The 14,779-nt window shown below is 74.3% G+C and carries 10 protein-coding genes and 1 pseudogene; all 11 read left to right on the plus strand.

Going from position 1 to position 14,779, the window contains the following annotated elements; translation table 11 throughout:
- The first annotated feature begins 94 nt into the window (after window positions 1-94).
- The 11 genes and pseudogenes from AB0I73_RS00280 to AB0I73_RS00330 all read left to right on the plus strand — a co-directional run bounded on the left by AB0I73_RS00280 (window position 95) and on the right by AB0I73_RS00330 (window position 14,779).
- Window positions 95-772 carry a class I SAM-dependent methyltransferase gene (locus tag AB0I73_RS00280; RefSeq protein ID WP_363032573.1) on the plus strand — a complete coding sequence of 226 codons (678 nt, stop codon included), beginning with the start codon at window positions 95-97 and terminating at the stop codon, window positions 770-772.
- Window positions 769-5,184 carry an alpha-(1->3)-arabinofuranosyltransferase family protein gene (locus tag AB0I73_RS00285; protein ID WP_363032575.1) on the plus strand — a complete coding sequence of 1,472 codons (4,416 nt, stop codon included), beginning with the start codon at window positions 769-771 and terminating at the stop codon, window positions 5,182-5,184. Before AB0I73_RS00280 ends, AB0I73_RS00285 begins: the two co-directional genes overlap by 4 nt.
- Window positions 5,184-6,500 carry a condensation protein gene (locus AB0I73_RS00290; protein ID WP_363032205.1) on the plus strand — a complete coding sequence of 439 codons (1,317 nt, stop codon included), beginning with the start codon at window positions 5,184-5,186 and terminating at the stop codon, window positions 6,498-6,500. Before AB0I73_RS00285 ends, AB0I73_RS00290 begins: the two co-directional genes overlap by 1 nt.
- Window positions 6,497-7,234 carry a methyltransferase domain-containing protein gene (locus AB0I73_RS00295; RefSeq protein ID WP_363032207.1) on the plus strand — a complete coding sequence of 246 codons (738 nt, stop codon included), beginning with the start codon at window positions 6,497-6,499 and terminating at the stop codon, window positions 7,232-7,234. The genes AB0I73_RS00290 and AB0I73_RS00295 overlap by 4 nt, the downstream gene beginning before the upstream one ends.
- A 26-nt stretch (window positions 7,235-7,260) precedes the next feature.
- Entirely contained in the window at window positions 7,261-8,175 is a 915-nt protein-coding gene (locus AB0I73_RS00300) for a DMT family transporter (RefSeq protein ID WP_363032577.1), read from the plus strand.
- Complete coding sequence (locus AB0I73_RS00305) at window positions 8,172-8,480, plus strand: Trm112 family protein (protein ID WP_363032209.1); 309 nt, start codon at window positions 8,172-8,174, stop codon at window positions 8,478-8,480. Before AB0I73_RS00300 ends, AB0I73_RS00305 begins: the two co-directional genes overlap by 4 nt.
- Window positions 8,481-8,564: 84 nt before the next feature.
- Window positions 8,565-9,287 (plus strand): annotated as a pseudogene (locus AB0I73_RS00310) (FkbM family methyltransferase); the annotation flags it as partial.
- A 452-nt stretch (window positions 9,288-9,739) separates the two neighbouring features.
- Window positions 9,740-11,227: an acyl-CoA synthetase gene (locus AB0I73_RS00315; protein WP_363032211.1), complete on the plus strand. Its 1,488-nt coding sequence runs from the start codon at window positions 9,740-9,742 to the stop codon at window positions 11,225-11,227.
- A gap of 148 nt (window positions 11,228-11,375) precedes the next feature.
- Complete coding sequence (locus tag AB0I73_RS00320) at window positions 11,376-12,413, plus strand: rod shape-determining protein (protein ID WP_363032213.1); 1,038 nt, start codon at window positions 11,376-11,378, stop codon at window positions 12,411-12,413.
- A 396-nt stretch (window positions 12,414-12,809) separates the two neighbouring features.
- Window positions 12,810-13,478: an ANTAR domain-containing protein gene (locus AB0I73_RS00325; protein WP_363032215.1), complete on the plus strand. Its 669-nt coding sequence runs from the start codon at window positions 12,810-12,812 to the stop codon at window positions 13,476-13,478.
- A 494-nt stretch (window positions 13,479-13,972) separates the two neighbouring features.
- A complete protein-coding gene (locus AB0I73_RS00330; RefSeq protein WP_363032579.1) occupies window positions 13,973-14,779 on the plus strand; it encodes an SDR family oxidoreductase in 807 nt (268 codons plus the stop codon).

The following is a 14,779-nucleotide window of genomic DNA, read 5'->3' on the forward strand; positions in this document are numbered from 1 at the left end:
CAGGGACAGGGGTGGCAGGGGCGGGGGCAGGGGCGGGGGCGGCGTGCCGAAGGACCCTTCCCCGCGCCGTTCCCTCGCCTTGTTCCGCGCCTTCATGCGGGAGCAGGAGGACCCCGACGCCTGCTACGCGCTGCTCGCCCGGGACGCCGCCGACCAGGTCGAGGCGTACGGCGGTCCGGTCGCGGGCCGCGTCGTGCTGGACGTCGGCGGCGGCAGCGGGCACTTCACCGAGGAGTTCCGCCGCCGCGGCGCGGACGCCTTCCTGTTCGAGCCGGATGCGCGGGAGCTGGCCGAGAAGCCGCCCGAGGGGACCGTCCTCGCGGACGGCTACCTGCTGCCGCTGTGCGACGGAGCCGCGGACGTGACGTTCTCGTCCAACGTCCTGGAGCACGTGGCCGATCCGCAGACCTTCCTCAGCGAGCTGGTCCGGGTGACCGGACCGGGCGGGCTCATCTACGTGTCGTTCACCAACTGGCTGTCGCCGTGGGGCGGGCACGAGTGGGCCCCGTGGCACTACCTCGGCGCCGAGCGGGCCCGCGCCCGCTACCGGCGCCGTACCGGCAGGCCCGCCAAGCACACGCTCGGCGAGAACCTCTTCCCGGTGCACATCGGCACCACCCTGCGGCAGGTACGGGCCCGCGCCGACGTACGCATCGTCTCGGCGCGCTCCCGTTACTGGCCGTTCCTCACCGAGGCCGTGGTCAAGGTGCCCGGTCTGCGTGAGTTCGCTACGTGGAACCTCCTCCTCATCCTCCGGCGGTGTCCCGAATGACGACCACGGTCCAGGCTCCCCCTCCGGCAGCCGTCCCCCGTACCGCGACCGCCGCGGGCCCGCCCCCGGGCCCGCGGTCGCGGCGCTGGCTGCTGGGCTTCTGGGCGGTGGTGTTCGCCCTCCTCCTGGCGGTGCAGCCGGGGCGGCAGACCTTCGACACCAAGCTGGGTGTCACCGTCGACCCGGGCAGGTTCCTGGCCGACCTGGGCCAACTCTGGCAGGACCAGGGGTCGTTCGGCGGGGTCCACAACCAGTACGTCGGCTACCTGTGGCCGATGCTGCCGTTCTACTGGCTGGCCGACCTCGTGCGGCTCCCGGTGTGGCTGGCGGAGCGGTTGTGGCTGTCGCTGATCGTGTCGGTCGCCTTCTGGGGCGCGCTGCGCCTGGCGGAACGGCTGCGCGTGGGCAACGGGGCGTCCCGGCTGCTCGCGGCGACGGCGTACGCGCTGTGGCCGCTGTTCACCACGGTGATCGGCTCGACGTCGGCCGCCGCCCTGCCGGGCGCGCTGCTGCCGTGGGTGCTGCTGCCGCTGACGGACGAGCGGTACGTGCCCCGGGTCGCGGCGTTGCGTTCGGCACTGCTGGTCCCGTTCATGGGCGGGGTCAACGCGGCCTCGACGCTGGCGTCGCTGCTGCCCGTGGGCCTGTACCTGCTGTCCCGGCCGCCAGGGCCGCGCCGGTGGCGGCTGATCGCCTGGTGGGCGCCCGCGGTCGCGGTGGCGACCGCCTGGTGGTGGATCCCGCTGCTGCTGCTCGGCGTGTACGGCGAGAACTTCCTGCCCTACATCGAGACCGCGCGGGCCACGACCGACACCATGTCGGCGACGGAGGCGCTGCGCGGGGCCGGGAACTGGGTGGGGTACCTGCACTTCGGTGAGGCGTGGCTGCCCGCGGGCTGGACGGTAGCCTCCTCTGCGCTCGTGATCGTCTGCTCGGCGCTCGCGGCCGGTCTGGGCCTGGCGGGGCTGGCCCGGCGGGACCTGCCGGAGCGGCGCTGGCTGGTGCTGACGGCACTGGTGACGGTGCTGGTGCTGCTCGCCGGGTACGGCGGCGCGTTCGGCGCCCCGTTCCACTCGGTGGTGCAGGACTGGCTGGACGGCTGGCTGTCGCCGTTCCGCAACGTCTACAAGTTCCAGACGGGCCTGGCGCTCGCCCTGGTGCTGGGGCTGGCCCATCTGGTGGGCGTGGCCGCCGAGGCGCGCGGGGTCCGCCGGGTCCGCGGCCGGCGCCTCGCGCCCCTGGTCGCCGCGGTGCTGGTCCTGCCGGGGCTGATGTGGCCGTACCTCAACGGGTCCATCCTCAGCCCGGGTTCGTTCCAGGAGATCCCCAAGTACTGGCAGGCCACGGCCGACTGGCTGGAGAAGCACTCCCCCGACTCCCGGGCCCTCGTGGTGCCGGCGACCGCGCACGGCATCCACACCTGGGGCTCGACCATCGACCAGCCGCTGGACGTGGTCGCCGGCTCCCGCTGGGCGCAGCGCGATTACGTGCCGTTCGGCACCCCGGGCAACCGGCGGGCCCTGGACGCGGTCGAGCAGGCCCTGCTGACCGGTGCCGAAGTCCCGGGTCTGGCGGACTACTTGAGCCGGGCGGGCCTGTACTACGTCGTCGTCCGCAACGACCTCGACCCCGACCAGGTCGGGCAGGTGCCGACCGCGACGGTCAAGCGCACCCTCACGCAGTCCGGGTACGAGCGGGTCACCGGACTCGGTCCGGTCACGACCGGCGGGGTGATCGCGAACGACACCCCGCTCCAGGTCGAGGGGCTGTACCCGCGGCAGCGGGCGGTGGAGATCTACCGTCCGACCGGAACGGACGTCCGGCGCCCGGGGCAGGCCTCGCTGGCCCCGATCGCCGACACCGCCGTGGTCTCCGGCGGCCCGGAGTCCCTGCTGCCGCTGGCCGGCGAACTGCGCGGCCGGGCGGCCGTGCTGACCGGCGACGGCCACCCGGGGCTCGGCACCCCGTCCGTGCAGGTGACCGGCGACGGGATGCGGTACGCGGACACCCGGTTCGGCCTGGTCAACTCCAACACGTCGTACACGTACACCCGGGGCGAGCGCAACGCGCCCGACGCCGTGCAGGACGCGGGTGAGCGGCCGCACCAGATCCTTCCCACGAAGGGCCTGGAGCACCAGACGGTGGCCGAACTGCGCGGCGCCCGTTCGGTGTCGGCGTCCTCGTACGGCAACTGGCTGTTCCATCTGCCGCAGTACGACCCGGTGAACGCCTTCGACGGCAACCCGGACACGGCCTGGGCGGAGGGCTCGGCCGGCTCGCCGGACGGGCAGTGGCTGCGGATCGCCTTCGAGGACGGCTACGAGATGCCGGACTCCCTCGGCATCACCCCGCTGCCGCAGGACGGGGTGCGGGCGGCGGCGACCAGGGTGCGGGTGGAGACGGAGCGGGGTTCCGAGACCAGTTTCCTCCAGGCGAACGGAACCGAACAGGACGTCAAGGCACCCGCGGGTGAGACGCGTTGGATGAAGCTGACGATCGTCGATTCGGTCTCGCAGCACACCGGTCTGGGCGGCGCGGGCTTCTCCGAGATCGACCTGCCGGACGTGCGGGTGACCAGGCTGCTGCGGCTGCCCACGGACTCGAAGGAGTCGACCGCCGCCGCCCAGGTCGTCTCGCTGCACCGCTCGGCCGACCCGACCGGGCTGTCCCCCACGGGCACCGAGAACGGGCTGCACCGCCTGTTCACCACGGGCACGGCGGGCACCTACGAGGTCGCGGCGAGCGCGGTGGCCGTGCCGGGCGAGGCGCTGGACCGCCTGCTGTACGAGGTGGCGCCCGAGCAGCAGGCCCGGATCACCGCCACCGCCGACTCCACCGCCCGCCTCGGCGCGGGCCTGACCGCGCGCAACCTCACCGACGGCGACCTGACCACCGCCTGGATCGCGGGTGACCGGCCGGTCGTCCGTCTGAGCTGGGACGGCGAGCAGCCCGTCGACGAGGTCGTGCTGGCGGCCGCGGGAGGCCTGTCCACCAGGCCGACCGAGGTGCACATCAGCTCCCCGGACGGCGCGGCGATCGCGGGGGTCGACGACAACGGCATGGTCCGCTTCCCGGCGATCACCACGGACCGGCTCGACATCACGATCACCCGCACCGCACCGCTCACCCTGCACAACCCCGTCGTCGGCGAGGACCTGGACCTGCCGGTGGGCCTGACGGAGGTCTACGTTCCGGCGCTCGACGAGTACCGCACCCCGCAGCCGTCCGCCGACCGGGAGTTCACCCTGGCGTGCGGCGAGGGACCGGTACTGGCCGTCGACGGTCAGCTGCACGAGACCGGCGTCAAGGGGACGGTGGGGGACCTGGTGGAGCGGCGCCCGGTCGAGGTGACGCTCTGCCAGGAGGGCGATGTGGTCACGGCGTTGGAGCTTTCCGCCGGCCGGCACCGGATCGAGGCCGGTGACGCGGGCCCGCTGACCGTCACCGCCCTGACCCTGACCCGCGGCACCGTGCCGGACGCCTCGACGGCCGGGCGCGAGCTGACGGTCGAGGACTGGCTGGGCGACCGGCGCGAGCTGTCGGTCGGTTCGGGCGCCGCCTCGTACCTCACGACGTACGAGAACTACAACAAGGGCTGGACGGCCACCCTGAACGGCGAGGAACTGACACCGGTGCGGCTGGACGGCTGGCAGCAGGGGTGGCGGATCCCGGCGGGCGAGGGCGGCACCGTGAAGCTGTCCTACGGTCCCGCCACGACGTACGACGCCGCGCTGATCGGCGGCGGCGTCGGGATCGCGGTGCTGGTCGGGCTGGCGCTGTGGCGCCGCAGGGCCGAGCCCGCCGAGAACGCCGAGAACGCTGCAAACGCCGACGCGCCGCAGTCCGCGCCGCCGGCGCCCGGACCGTGGCTGGGCGTGGTGGCGCTGACGCCGGTCGGCGTGGTGATCGCGGGCTGGTGGGCGTTGCTGGTCCCGGCGCTGGCGCTGCTCGCACGGCGCAGGGCCGCCCTGCTGGTGCCGGTGGCACTGGCCGCCCTCACCGGAGCGGGGATCGTGGCGGCCTTCGGGGCCGGGGAGCCGGCGGGCGCGGGCACGGGCGCCTACGGGCACCTGGCCCAGCTGCTGGCGCTGACCGGCCTGTTCGCGGCGCTGGTGAGCCTCGGCGATCCGGATTCCGGGCGCACGGTTCGGGAGGACGGCTGGGAGTCCGGCCGGACGGACGGCACCGGGCCGGCCCCGTACGGGCCCGGCGCCGCCGACGGTCCGGGACACGAAACGGCGCGGTACGACACGGCCGTGCAGACCCCGGAACCGCCCCGCGTTCCTGTGCACTCGCCGCCGCCCGGCCCGGAGAAGTCCACGCAGCGGCTTCCCCGCGCGCGGGGAACGGACGGCGCGGGCGGCCCGGACGGCTCGGCAGGCAGCGGGCCGGCAGAAAGGGGCAAGACCTGATGACCGCTCCTTTGCGCATCCCGTTCCCCGTGGTGGACGAGGTGTCCCGGCACTGCGTCCAGGACGAGGAACCGGAGACGGTGCTCATCGAGGTGCGCCTCCCCGGGGAACTGGACCCCGGCCGCCTGCGCAAGGCGTTCCTGGAAGCGATGCGCCGGCACCCGCGCGTCCTCATGCGTGAGGTCTCCGGCCCCTGGTACCGGCGCCGCTACGAGTGGGAGCTGACCGAGCAGCCGGATGTGGAGGTGGTGAGCTTCCCGCCGCCGGGTCCCGGCTCCCTGCAAGACGCCCGGAGCCGGGCCATGGCCGTGGCGCCTTTGCTCACGGCGTCCCCGCCGATCCGTCTCGAGGTGGTGAGCGCCCCGGGTGACACCGAACCCGGGGCGGGCGGCCGCGCGGGCGTCGCGACGGGCACCGTGCTGCTCCTCACCCTCCACCACACGGCGCTCGACGGCCCGGCCTGCCTGCGCGTCCTGGCCACCGCCGCCGAGATCTACGGCGGCCGGGACAACTCGCCCGCCGCCCCGCCCGTACGGCCGTCCGGGACACCGCGGGCGGACGCGCCGGACACCCCCTCCCCGTGGGCTCCACCCGCCCGGGTGTCCCGCGGCACCCCGGACCCACACCCGGGCCCCCGCCGCGGCAACGGACTGCTCCACACCGAACTCCCTTTGCCGCACCGGCCCAAGGGCTCCCCCTACACCGTCAACGACCAGCTCATGGTCGCCACCGCCCTGACCCTCGCCCACTGGAACCGCGAACGCGGTGCCCGTCCGCGTCCGTTGCGCATCACCATGCCGGTGGATGACCGTCCCAGGGACGCCACGATGCCCATCGGCAACGGCACCCGGCTGGTCGAGGTCCCCTTCTCCCCCGAAGAGCTGAACACGTCCGACCTGCCCGCCCTGCTGCACCGCACGGCCCTGCGCACTCGCGCCCTCAAAGCACTCCCTCGCCCTCAACTGGGCTATGTAGCAGCCCTGTTGACCACGCCCTGGGCGCCGGTCGCCGTCCGTGCCGCCCTCACCCGGGCCGTGCGCAGGGCCGCCGCGCCCTGGACGTCGACGACGCTGCTCAGCAACATCGGCCGCATCCCGTACCCGCTGGACTTCGGGGAGGAGGCCGGGTGCGCGCACGCGGTGTGGTTCTCGGCTCCCGCCCGGATGCCCCGCGGCCTCACCTTCACCACCGCCTCCACCGCGGGCCGGCTGCACCTGTCCGTGCGCTGGTCCCGCGCGCTGCTCGGGCCCGGCGACGGCGCCCACCTGCGCGACCTGTTCGCACACCACCTGCACTCCACGGAGGCGACCCCGTGACGACCGCCGCGTCCCCGCCCCGCGACCTGCGCGACTTCTACGAGAACCCCGCCGTCCCGGTGGCCTCGGGCCCCTCCCGCAGCCTCCGCCAGGCCCGGATGCTGGCCGGGGCGCTCGGCCCGGCCGGGACCGGGGACGCGCAGACGATCCTCGACATCGGCTGCGGCGACGGCTCCGCCGCGGCCACCGCCGCGCCCCTCCTGCACGGCCACCGGCTCGTCGGCGTCGACTGGTCCCAGGACGCCCTGACCCGGGCCCGCACCCGGTTGCCGTACGCGGTGCGCGGCGAACTCACCGACGGAGGACTGCCGTTCGCCTCCGGATCGGCCGACGCGGTGCTGTTCGGCGAGGTGCTCGAGCATCTCGCCGACCCGGACGCGGCCCTGGAGGAGATCCACCGGGTGCTGCGCCCCGGGGGCCATCTGATGCTGTCCACCCCCAATCTGGCCGCCTGGTACAACAGGGCGCTGCTGCTGGCCGGGGTGCAGCCGGTGTTCTCCGAGGTCAGCCTGCGCGGTGTCCACGGCCGGCCGGGCTCGGAGGTGGTGGGGCACCTGCGGCTCTACACCGCCCGCGCGCTGCGGGAGTTCGTCGCCACGTCCGGTTTCACCGTCGTACGCCTCGAAGGCGCTCCGTTCCACGGGGTGCCGCGTCCGCTGCGGATGCTGGACCGGCTGGCCTGTGCCCGGCCACCGCTCGCGTCGATCCTGCTGCTGCACGCCCGCCGGACGTAAGGGGGCCGGGGACGATGTGGTGGGGAGTGGCCGCCGCCCTGGTGTCGAACGTCCTGTACAGCGGCGGGTTCGTCCTGGAGAAGCGGGCGCTCGCCACCTTGCCCGAAGTAACGGTTCACCGGCCGGCGCGGCTGCTGCGGCTGGTACTCGGCAGCCCGCTGTGGATCGCCGGCGCGCTGTCCCTCGCCGCCGGTTTCGGTGCCCAGCTCGTCGTGTACCGGACCCTGCCGATCGCCGCCGCCCAGGGCCTGTTCGTCTCCGGCCTGGTGCTCCTGGTGATGCTGTCGGCGCGGCTGCTCGGCGAGCGGACCACCGGCCGGGAGCGGTACGCGCTGGGCGCCATCCTGCTCGCGCTGCTGATGGTGGTGCTGTCGCTGAAGGAGGGCGGCGCGGGCGCCGACACCGTCGGCCGGGACGCGCCGCACCCGCTGATCCTGCTGGTGTGCGTGCCGTCGCTGGCGGCCGGGGTGTGGCTCTACCGGTCCGCCGAGCGCCGCGCCCGGCACCCGCACCGGATGCCGACCACCGGCGTCGAGTACGGGGTCGCCGTCGGCCTGCTCTACGGGGTCAGCTCGCTCGCCATCAAGGGGGTGTCGAGCCATCTGACGACCGGCGGCATCGGCGACGCGCTGCTCGGTCTGCTGCGCTCCCCCTACCCGTACCTGCTGCTGTTCACCGGCGCGTTCGGCCTGGTGCTGTCGCAGGCGGCGCTCCAGCGCTGCCGGGCCTCGCTGATCGTGCCGGTGTGCACGACCGTGACGTGCCTGTACACGGCGGTGCTCGGCACGCTGGCGTTCGGCGAGGAACTGCCCGACGAGCCACTGCGGCTGGCCCTGCGGGTGGCGGGCACGGTGCTCGCGGTCGCCGTACTGCTGGTCATGCCGAAGCACGACACCGCCCCCGGATCTCCCACCGCCACCGAGGAGTTGACACCACCGTGAAGCCCGACGACCCGCTGCTGAGGATCCTGGCCTGCCCGCTCGACAAGGGCTCGCTGCACCTGCTCACCACCGCCGCCTCCGCGGCCGGGGACGACGGCCTCGAGGAGGCGCTCTACAACCCGCGCCTGCGCCGCCGCTATCCGGTCCTCGACGGCATCCCGCAGTTGCTCCCGTCCTCCGGTGAGCAGGTCTCGGACGAGGAACACGAGCGACTGCTGGCCCATATGTCCGAGGGCCACATGTCGAACCACCACATGTCCGCGGACCACACCGGACATCCCGGCGCCCCGGGAGCGACCCCGTGACACACACGAACGGCCAAAACGACCGGCCTCGAACCACACGGACCACTCTCGCGGCGCGCGGCGCCGTTCCTGCCCACCCGGGCGGTGGCCGCCGCGGCCCGCGCCGTGTACCCCCGCTTCGAGCCCGAACTGGCCCGGCTCGCCGAGCTGTGCCCACCGGACTGCGGCACCGCCGTGGACGTCGGTGGCTGGTACGGCCCCTGGACGTACCGGCTGGCCCGGCGCGCCCGCCGCGTGGTGACCGTCGAACCGGTCCCTCACCTGGCCCGGCTGCTCACCGCCTGCTCCCCGCCGAACGTCCGCGTGATCCGTGCCGCCGCCTCGGACCGCTCCGGCGTCGCCCGGCTGTGGCTCCCGCCGGACGACGTGGGCGACCGGGGCGTCTCGTCCCTGGTCCGCCAGGAGATCCACGGCCACGCCCTGGACGTCACCTGCGTCACGCTGGACGAACTGGGCCTGAAGGACGTCGGCTTCGTCAAGATCGACGTGGACGGCAGCGAATCGGCGGTGCTGCGCGGCGCCACCGGCGTCCTGGCTCGCGACCGCCCGGCCCTGTTCGTGGAGCTGGAGTCCCGCATCCAGCCGATCGCGCCCGTGGTGACGTACCTGTCCCTGCTGGGCTACGACGGCTGGGTGCTGCCCGCCGGCTCCTGGGTCCCGCTGGCCCGCTTCCCGCTGGAGGCCCATCAGGCCGGGACCTCCCACGTCGCCTCGCACGGCCTGCTCCGCCGGGTCCTGCCCTACGGCCCGCTGAGGGGCCCGCGCTACGTGAACTCGGTGCTGTTCCTCCCGGACGGCCGCCGCCCCGAAGCGCCCCCGGTGAACGACGACTCCCGTGCCTTCCGCGAAACGTCCCCCCTAGGACCCGCCCGGCGGATCATGCCGCAGACGCGGGGCCGGGTGCGCGCATCCGCCGCGTCGTCGGTCGCCGTGGCTCCTGCCCCGAGCTCTCGACTTCTCCCCCACTCTCGACTTCTCCCCCACTCTCGACTTCGCTCGAGCGGGAGGGACCCCCATGAACGGGAGGGACCCCCATGAACGGGAGGGACCCCCATGAGCGGGGGCGCCCCCGTCGCCCCCGCTCACCCGGGCTGACAAGGCACCGTCGATTTCCTGCGGCCTGATCCGCCGGACAGGCCCCGGCCCGCCCGACCGTCGGTCCGGTCGATGGTGTAGAGAGGGATCGTGGTCGCGGTGGTACCGGGGAACGAGAACCGGAACGACGGCCGCGCAGCCGAACGGTTAAGGAGTTACGACGCGTGTCCTCTCTCTTCCCGGCCCTGATCGACGCCCCGGCCGCCGACCGGCCCGCCCTGCGGTTCGGCGAGCGCTCACTGACGTACGGGGAACTCGCCGCCGCGGCCGGCGCGGTGGCCGACGGCGTGCGGGAGGCGCGGCGGGTCGCCGTCTGGGCGACGCCGACGCTGGAGACGGCGGTCGCGGTCACCGCGGCGCTGCTCGCCGGGGTGACCGTGGTGCCCCTGAACCCCCGGTCGGGCGGGAAGGAGCTCGGCCACATCCTGTCCGACAGCGCCCCGGACCTGGTCCTCGCCGCCCCCGGCGAGGACCTCCCCGCCCCGCTGGACGGCCTGCCCCGCCTGGACGTCGACCCGGCCGACCGGGCCCCGGGCGATCGTCCCCTCCCCGAGGACCGGAGGCGGGACGAGGACCCGGCCCTGGTCGTCTACACCTCCGGCACCACCGGCCCGCCCAAGGGCGCCGTCATCCCCCGCCGCGCGATCGCCTCGACCCTGGACGCGCTCGCCGACGCCTGGCAGTGGACCGGCGACGACGTCCTGGTGCACGGACTGCCGCTGTTCCACGTGCACGGGCTGGTCCTGGGCGTCCTGGGCCCGCTGCGCCGCGGCGGCTCGGTGCGTCACCTCGGCAGGTTCAGCACCGAGGGGGTGACCCGTGAGCTGAGCGGCGGCGCGACCATGCTGTTCGGGGTGCCGACGATGTACCACCGCGTCGCGGAGGCGCTGCCCACCGAGCCGGAGCTGGTCAAGGCCCTGGCCGGGGCGCGGCTGCTGGTGTCGGGGTCGGCGGCGCTGCCCGTGCACGACCACGAGCGGATCGCGGCGGCGACCGGGCGCCGGGTCGTCGAGCGGTACGGCATGACGGAGACGCTGATGAACACCAGCGTCCGCGCGGACGGCGAGGCCCGCCCCGGCACGGTGGGCGTGCCGCTGCCGGGCGTGGAGCTGCGACTGGTGGAAGAGGGTGCGGAGGGTGAGGAGGACCAAGAGAACACGGTGCCGGTGACGGCGTACGACGGGGAGACCGTGGGCGAGATCCAGGTGCGCGGTCCGAACCTGTTCACCGAGTACCTGAACCGACCGGAGGCCACCGCGGACGCCTTCACCGCCGACGGCTGGTTCCGCACCGGTGACATGGCGGTGCGCGACGCCGACGGCTACGTCCGGATCGTCGGCCGCAAGGCCACCGACCTGATCAAGAGCGGGGGTTACAAGATCGGCGCCGGGGAGATCGAGAACGCGCTGCTGGAACACCCCGGGGTCCGGGAGGCGGCGGTGACCGGGGAGCCGGACGCCGACCTGGGCGAGCGGATCGTGGCGTGGATCGTCCCCGCAGCCCCCCAGGCACCGCCCTCCCTCGAGGAGTTGGCCGACCACGTCGCCCGCCGTCTGGCCCCGCACAAACGCCCCCGGGTGCTGCACCTCCTCGCCGCGCTCCCCCGCAACGACATGGGGAAGATCATGAAGCGGGCGCTGCGCGACGGCTGACCGGCAGCCCCGCCGCACCCGATATCCCCCGTTCAGCGGCCCCCCGACCGGCCCTCCATAACGAGCGGACGCCCCTGAATCCGCGCAGGATGGTCATGAGGTCCGCCGCCCGGCGGCCCGCGGGACCGCGCACTCGGGAGGATCTGCCGTGACCGCCAGCCTGGAGCAGTTGCGCCGCTGCCACTTCGCCGTCGACCTGGGAGCGGCCCGTACCCGGGTCTACGTCAAGGGTGCCGGTCTCGTCGTGGACCAGCCGTCCGCCGCCGCGGTGAACACCCGCAGCGGCGCGCTGATCGCGGTCGGGGAACTCGCGGAGCGGATGACGGGACGGACCCCGGGTTACATCCGCGTCGTACGGCCCGTCTCCGGCGGCACCGTCGTCGACATCGAGATGGCGCAGCGGATGCTGCGCCATCTGCTCGGCGACAGGATCCGCCGCACGCTGCGCCGCAGGCCGGGCCTGCGCGCCGCCGCCTGCACCCCGCACGACGCCGATCCGCTCGCCCAGCGCGCCGCGATCGAGACCCTGGTGGGGCTGGGCGCGCGCCGGGTGGAGCTGGTCGACACGCTCATCGCCGCCGCCGTCGGCTGCGGGCTGCCGGTGGAACGTCCCGAGGCCACCATGATCATGGTGTGCGGGGCGGCGACCACGCAGGTGGCCGTGCTCTCCCTCGGGTCGATCGTGACGGCCGAGCGCATGCCGGTCGGCGGTGACGCCGTGGACAACGCCATCGTCCAGCACCTGCGCCACCAGCACGAACTGATGCTGCCGAGCCAGTCCGTACGGCCGTTGCAGCTGGCCCTGTCCGGCAACGGGCTCACCCCGCACGGCCCGGAGTCGACGGAGATCCACGGCCGGGACGTCGCCACCGGCCTGGCCCGCTCGGTCAAGGTCGACACGGCCGCCGTGCGGCACGCCATCCAGACCCCGCTGACCGCGGTGCTGGACGGGATCGGCAAGGTGCTGCGGGGCTGCCCGCCCGACCTGGTCGCCGACCTCGCCGACCGCGGGATCATGATGGTCGGCGGGAGCGCCCTGCTGCCGGGTCTCGACCAGATGCTGCGGCAGGCGACGGGCATGCCCGTCCACATCGCCGAGCGGCCGGACATCTGCGCCGTCCAGGGCCTGGGCGCCATGATCGAGGGCAAGATCGCCCCCCTGGTCCTGGATCCCCTGGCCACCTGACCCGGGCACGCGGTTCCGGCAGCCGGCTCGGGCAGCGGACGTCACCGGGGCCGCCCGGAGGACCGGGACCCCGCCCACCGCACGGCCCGCGGCCGCCTGCCCGCAGAACGCCGCGCGGCGCGGCCGGCCGCACGGGAGCCCGCCCCGCCCCGCGCCCGCCGATCCGGCTCCGGGGTCGAGGTGCGGCCACGCTCCCCGTCGTCCCGGTGCACGACCGCACCCGGTCACCGCCCCGTGCCGCCGGGATCACGCCGGTTCGAAAAGCGGGGGTGTAGGACGTCGCACAGCGGGCAGGCGCATCCGCGAGCGCAGCCCGGACCCCGCTCTGCCCGCCGCCCGGTCCACGGCGACCGAACCCGACGCCCGGCCACGTACGGGTACCGACGAGGCGGTGACATGACCTCCGCGGCACCATCCCCTTCCTCCGGACGGCACGACGTCCTGGTCATCGGCGGGCGCATGGACGCCGACCGGGCCCTGCTCACCCCGCGCGGTGAACTCGTCCGGGGATGCGCGGACACCCTCGCCGAGAAGCTGTCCCAGCTGCCCGCCCGCACGGCCCGGGTCGACCTGGACATGAGCGGGGTGCGCTTCATGGACACGGCGGGGCTGCGGTTCCTGGACGTGCTGCGCGACCACGGCCGTCGGCGGTCGGTGCCGGTCACGGCCACCCGCTGGACCGGTCAGCCGCGCCGCCTCCTGGAACTCGTCGGCCTGGACACCACCGACCCGCTGCGGCCCCCGCGCCGCGGCGGCGCTCCCGCGCCCTCCACCCCGGCCCCGCACGGGACGGACCGGGCGCACATGACGGAGGAGGTCGAGCAGCTCCGGCAGGCCATCGCCGCCCGGCCGGTGATCGACCGGGCCCGCGGCATCCTCATGGCCTCCCACGGCTGCAGCTCGGACACCGCCTGGCGCGTCCTGCGCGAGGCGTCCCAACTGTCCGGCACCGGGCTCCGCACGGTCGCCGCGGCCGTCACCGCCGGTGCCGGCCGGGCGGGCCCCCGCCCTCCTGAGGAGGTACGGGAGGCCCTGGCCACGGCCCTCGCCCGCCACCTGCCCTGAGCCGTCACCTCGGCGGTGGTGGATCAGGGGGTCCGCCCACCGGCACGTCCGGCCGCGGTTCGCCGTCCCCGTCGAGGTCCGGCGGGACCGTCGGCAGCGCGCTCACGCGGAGGTCCTTCGTACGCGGCATCAGTGAGCCGATGAACGCGGCGTCCGCTCTGGCCGACGGCCCGTGCCCGGGACTCGCGGCCCAGCTGTGCAAAGACGCGCACCCGCTGGACTTGCGTCTGCCTCCCTCGCCGGAGGGACGGCCTCCGGGTGCCGGGTCCGGGGCGACCGCACTCTCATGAGTCGCCCGTGTGGCGTGCCCGGCCCGATGCGGCCGCGTGGCGCGCCGGTGTGTCCTGCCTGCGGCGCAGGGCACTTGGGTCGGGGCGCGGGGTGCGCGACGACTCCTGTGTCGTCCACGTCGCCCGTTCCTGGTGTGCGTGATCTGTCGAAACGCCGTAGGAGAGATCGTGGTGGCAGGAAAGGGCGACGTGAACCGCGGGGCGATGTCCGCGCAGCTCCTCAGGGGCCAGAAGGCGCTGGTGACCGGTGCCAACTCGGGCATCGGCCTGGCGACCGCCGTCGCCCTGGGCCGGGCCGGAGCGGACGTCGTGGTGAACTACGTCGTCGGTGCGGACGAGGCCGACAAGGTCGTGGCGGAGATCGAGCGCTTCGGGGTCCGCGCCTACGCCCACGAGGCCGACGTGTCCGACGAGGACCAGGTGACCGCCATGGTCGCGCGGATGGTCGAGGAGTTCGGCACCATCGACATCATGGTGGCCAACGCGGGTCTCCAGCGGGACGCGCCGGTGACGGAGATGACGCTCGCCCAGTGGCAGAAGGTCATCGACGTCAATCTGACCGGCCAGTTCCTGTGCGCGCGGGAGGCCGCCAAGGAGTTCGTGCGGCGCGGCGTCGTGGAGGAGGTGTCCCGGTCGGCCGGGAAGATCATCTGCATGAGCTCGGTCCACCAGATCGTCCCGTGGTCGGGGCACGTGAACTACGCCTCCTCCAAGGGCGGTGTGGGCATGCTGATGCAGACCCTCGCCCAGGAGCTGGCCCCCCAGCGGATCAGGGTCAACGCGATCGCCCCCGGCGCCATCCGCACCCCGATCAACCGCGACGCCTGGTCCACCCCCGAGGCCGAGGCCGACCTGCTGCGCCTCATCCCGTACCACCGCGTGGGCGACCCGGACGACATCGCGGGCGCCGTCGTCGCCCTGGCCTCCGACCTGCTCGACTACGTCGTGGGCTGCACGCTCTACGTCGACGGCGGGATGACGCTCTTCCCCGGCTTCGCCACCGGCGGCTGA

The organism is Streptomyces sp. NPDC050388 (genome assembly GCF_040655635.1).
In the GTDB taxonomy this organism is placed as follows: Bacteria; Actinomycetota; Actinomycetes; order Streptomycetales; family Streptomycetaceae; genus Streptomyces.

Coding starts and splice junctions, on each gene's coding strand:
- AB0I73_RS00280 (WP_363032573.1), top strand. CDS start 95: ATGCGGGAGCAGGAGGACCCCGACGCCTGCTACGCGCTGCTCGCCCGG.
- AB0I73_RS00325 (WP_363032215.1), top strand. CDS start 12,810: ATGACCTCCGCGGCACCATCCCCTTCCTCCGGACGGCACGACGTCCTG.
- AB0I73_RS00330 (WP_363032579.1), top strand. CDS start 13,973: ATGTCCGCGCAGCTCCTCAGGGGCCAGAAGGCGCTGGTGACCGGTGCC.
- AB0I73_RS00290 (WP_363032205.1), top strand. CDS start 5,184: ATGACCGCTCCTTTGCGCATCCCGTTCCCCGTGGTGGACGAGGTGTCC.
- AB0I73_RS00285 (WP_363032575.1), top strand. CDS start 769: ATGACGACCACGGTCCAGGCTCCCCCTCCGGCAGCCGTCCCCCGTACC.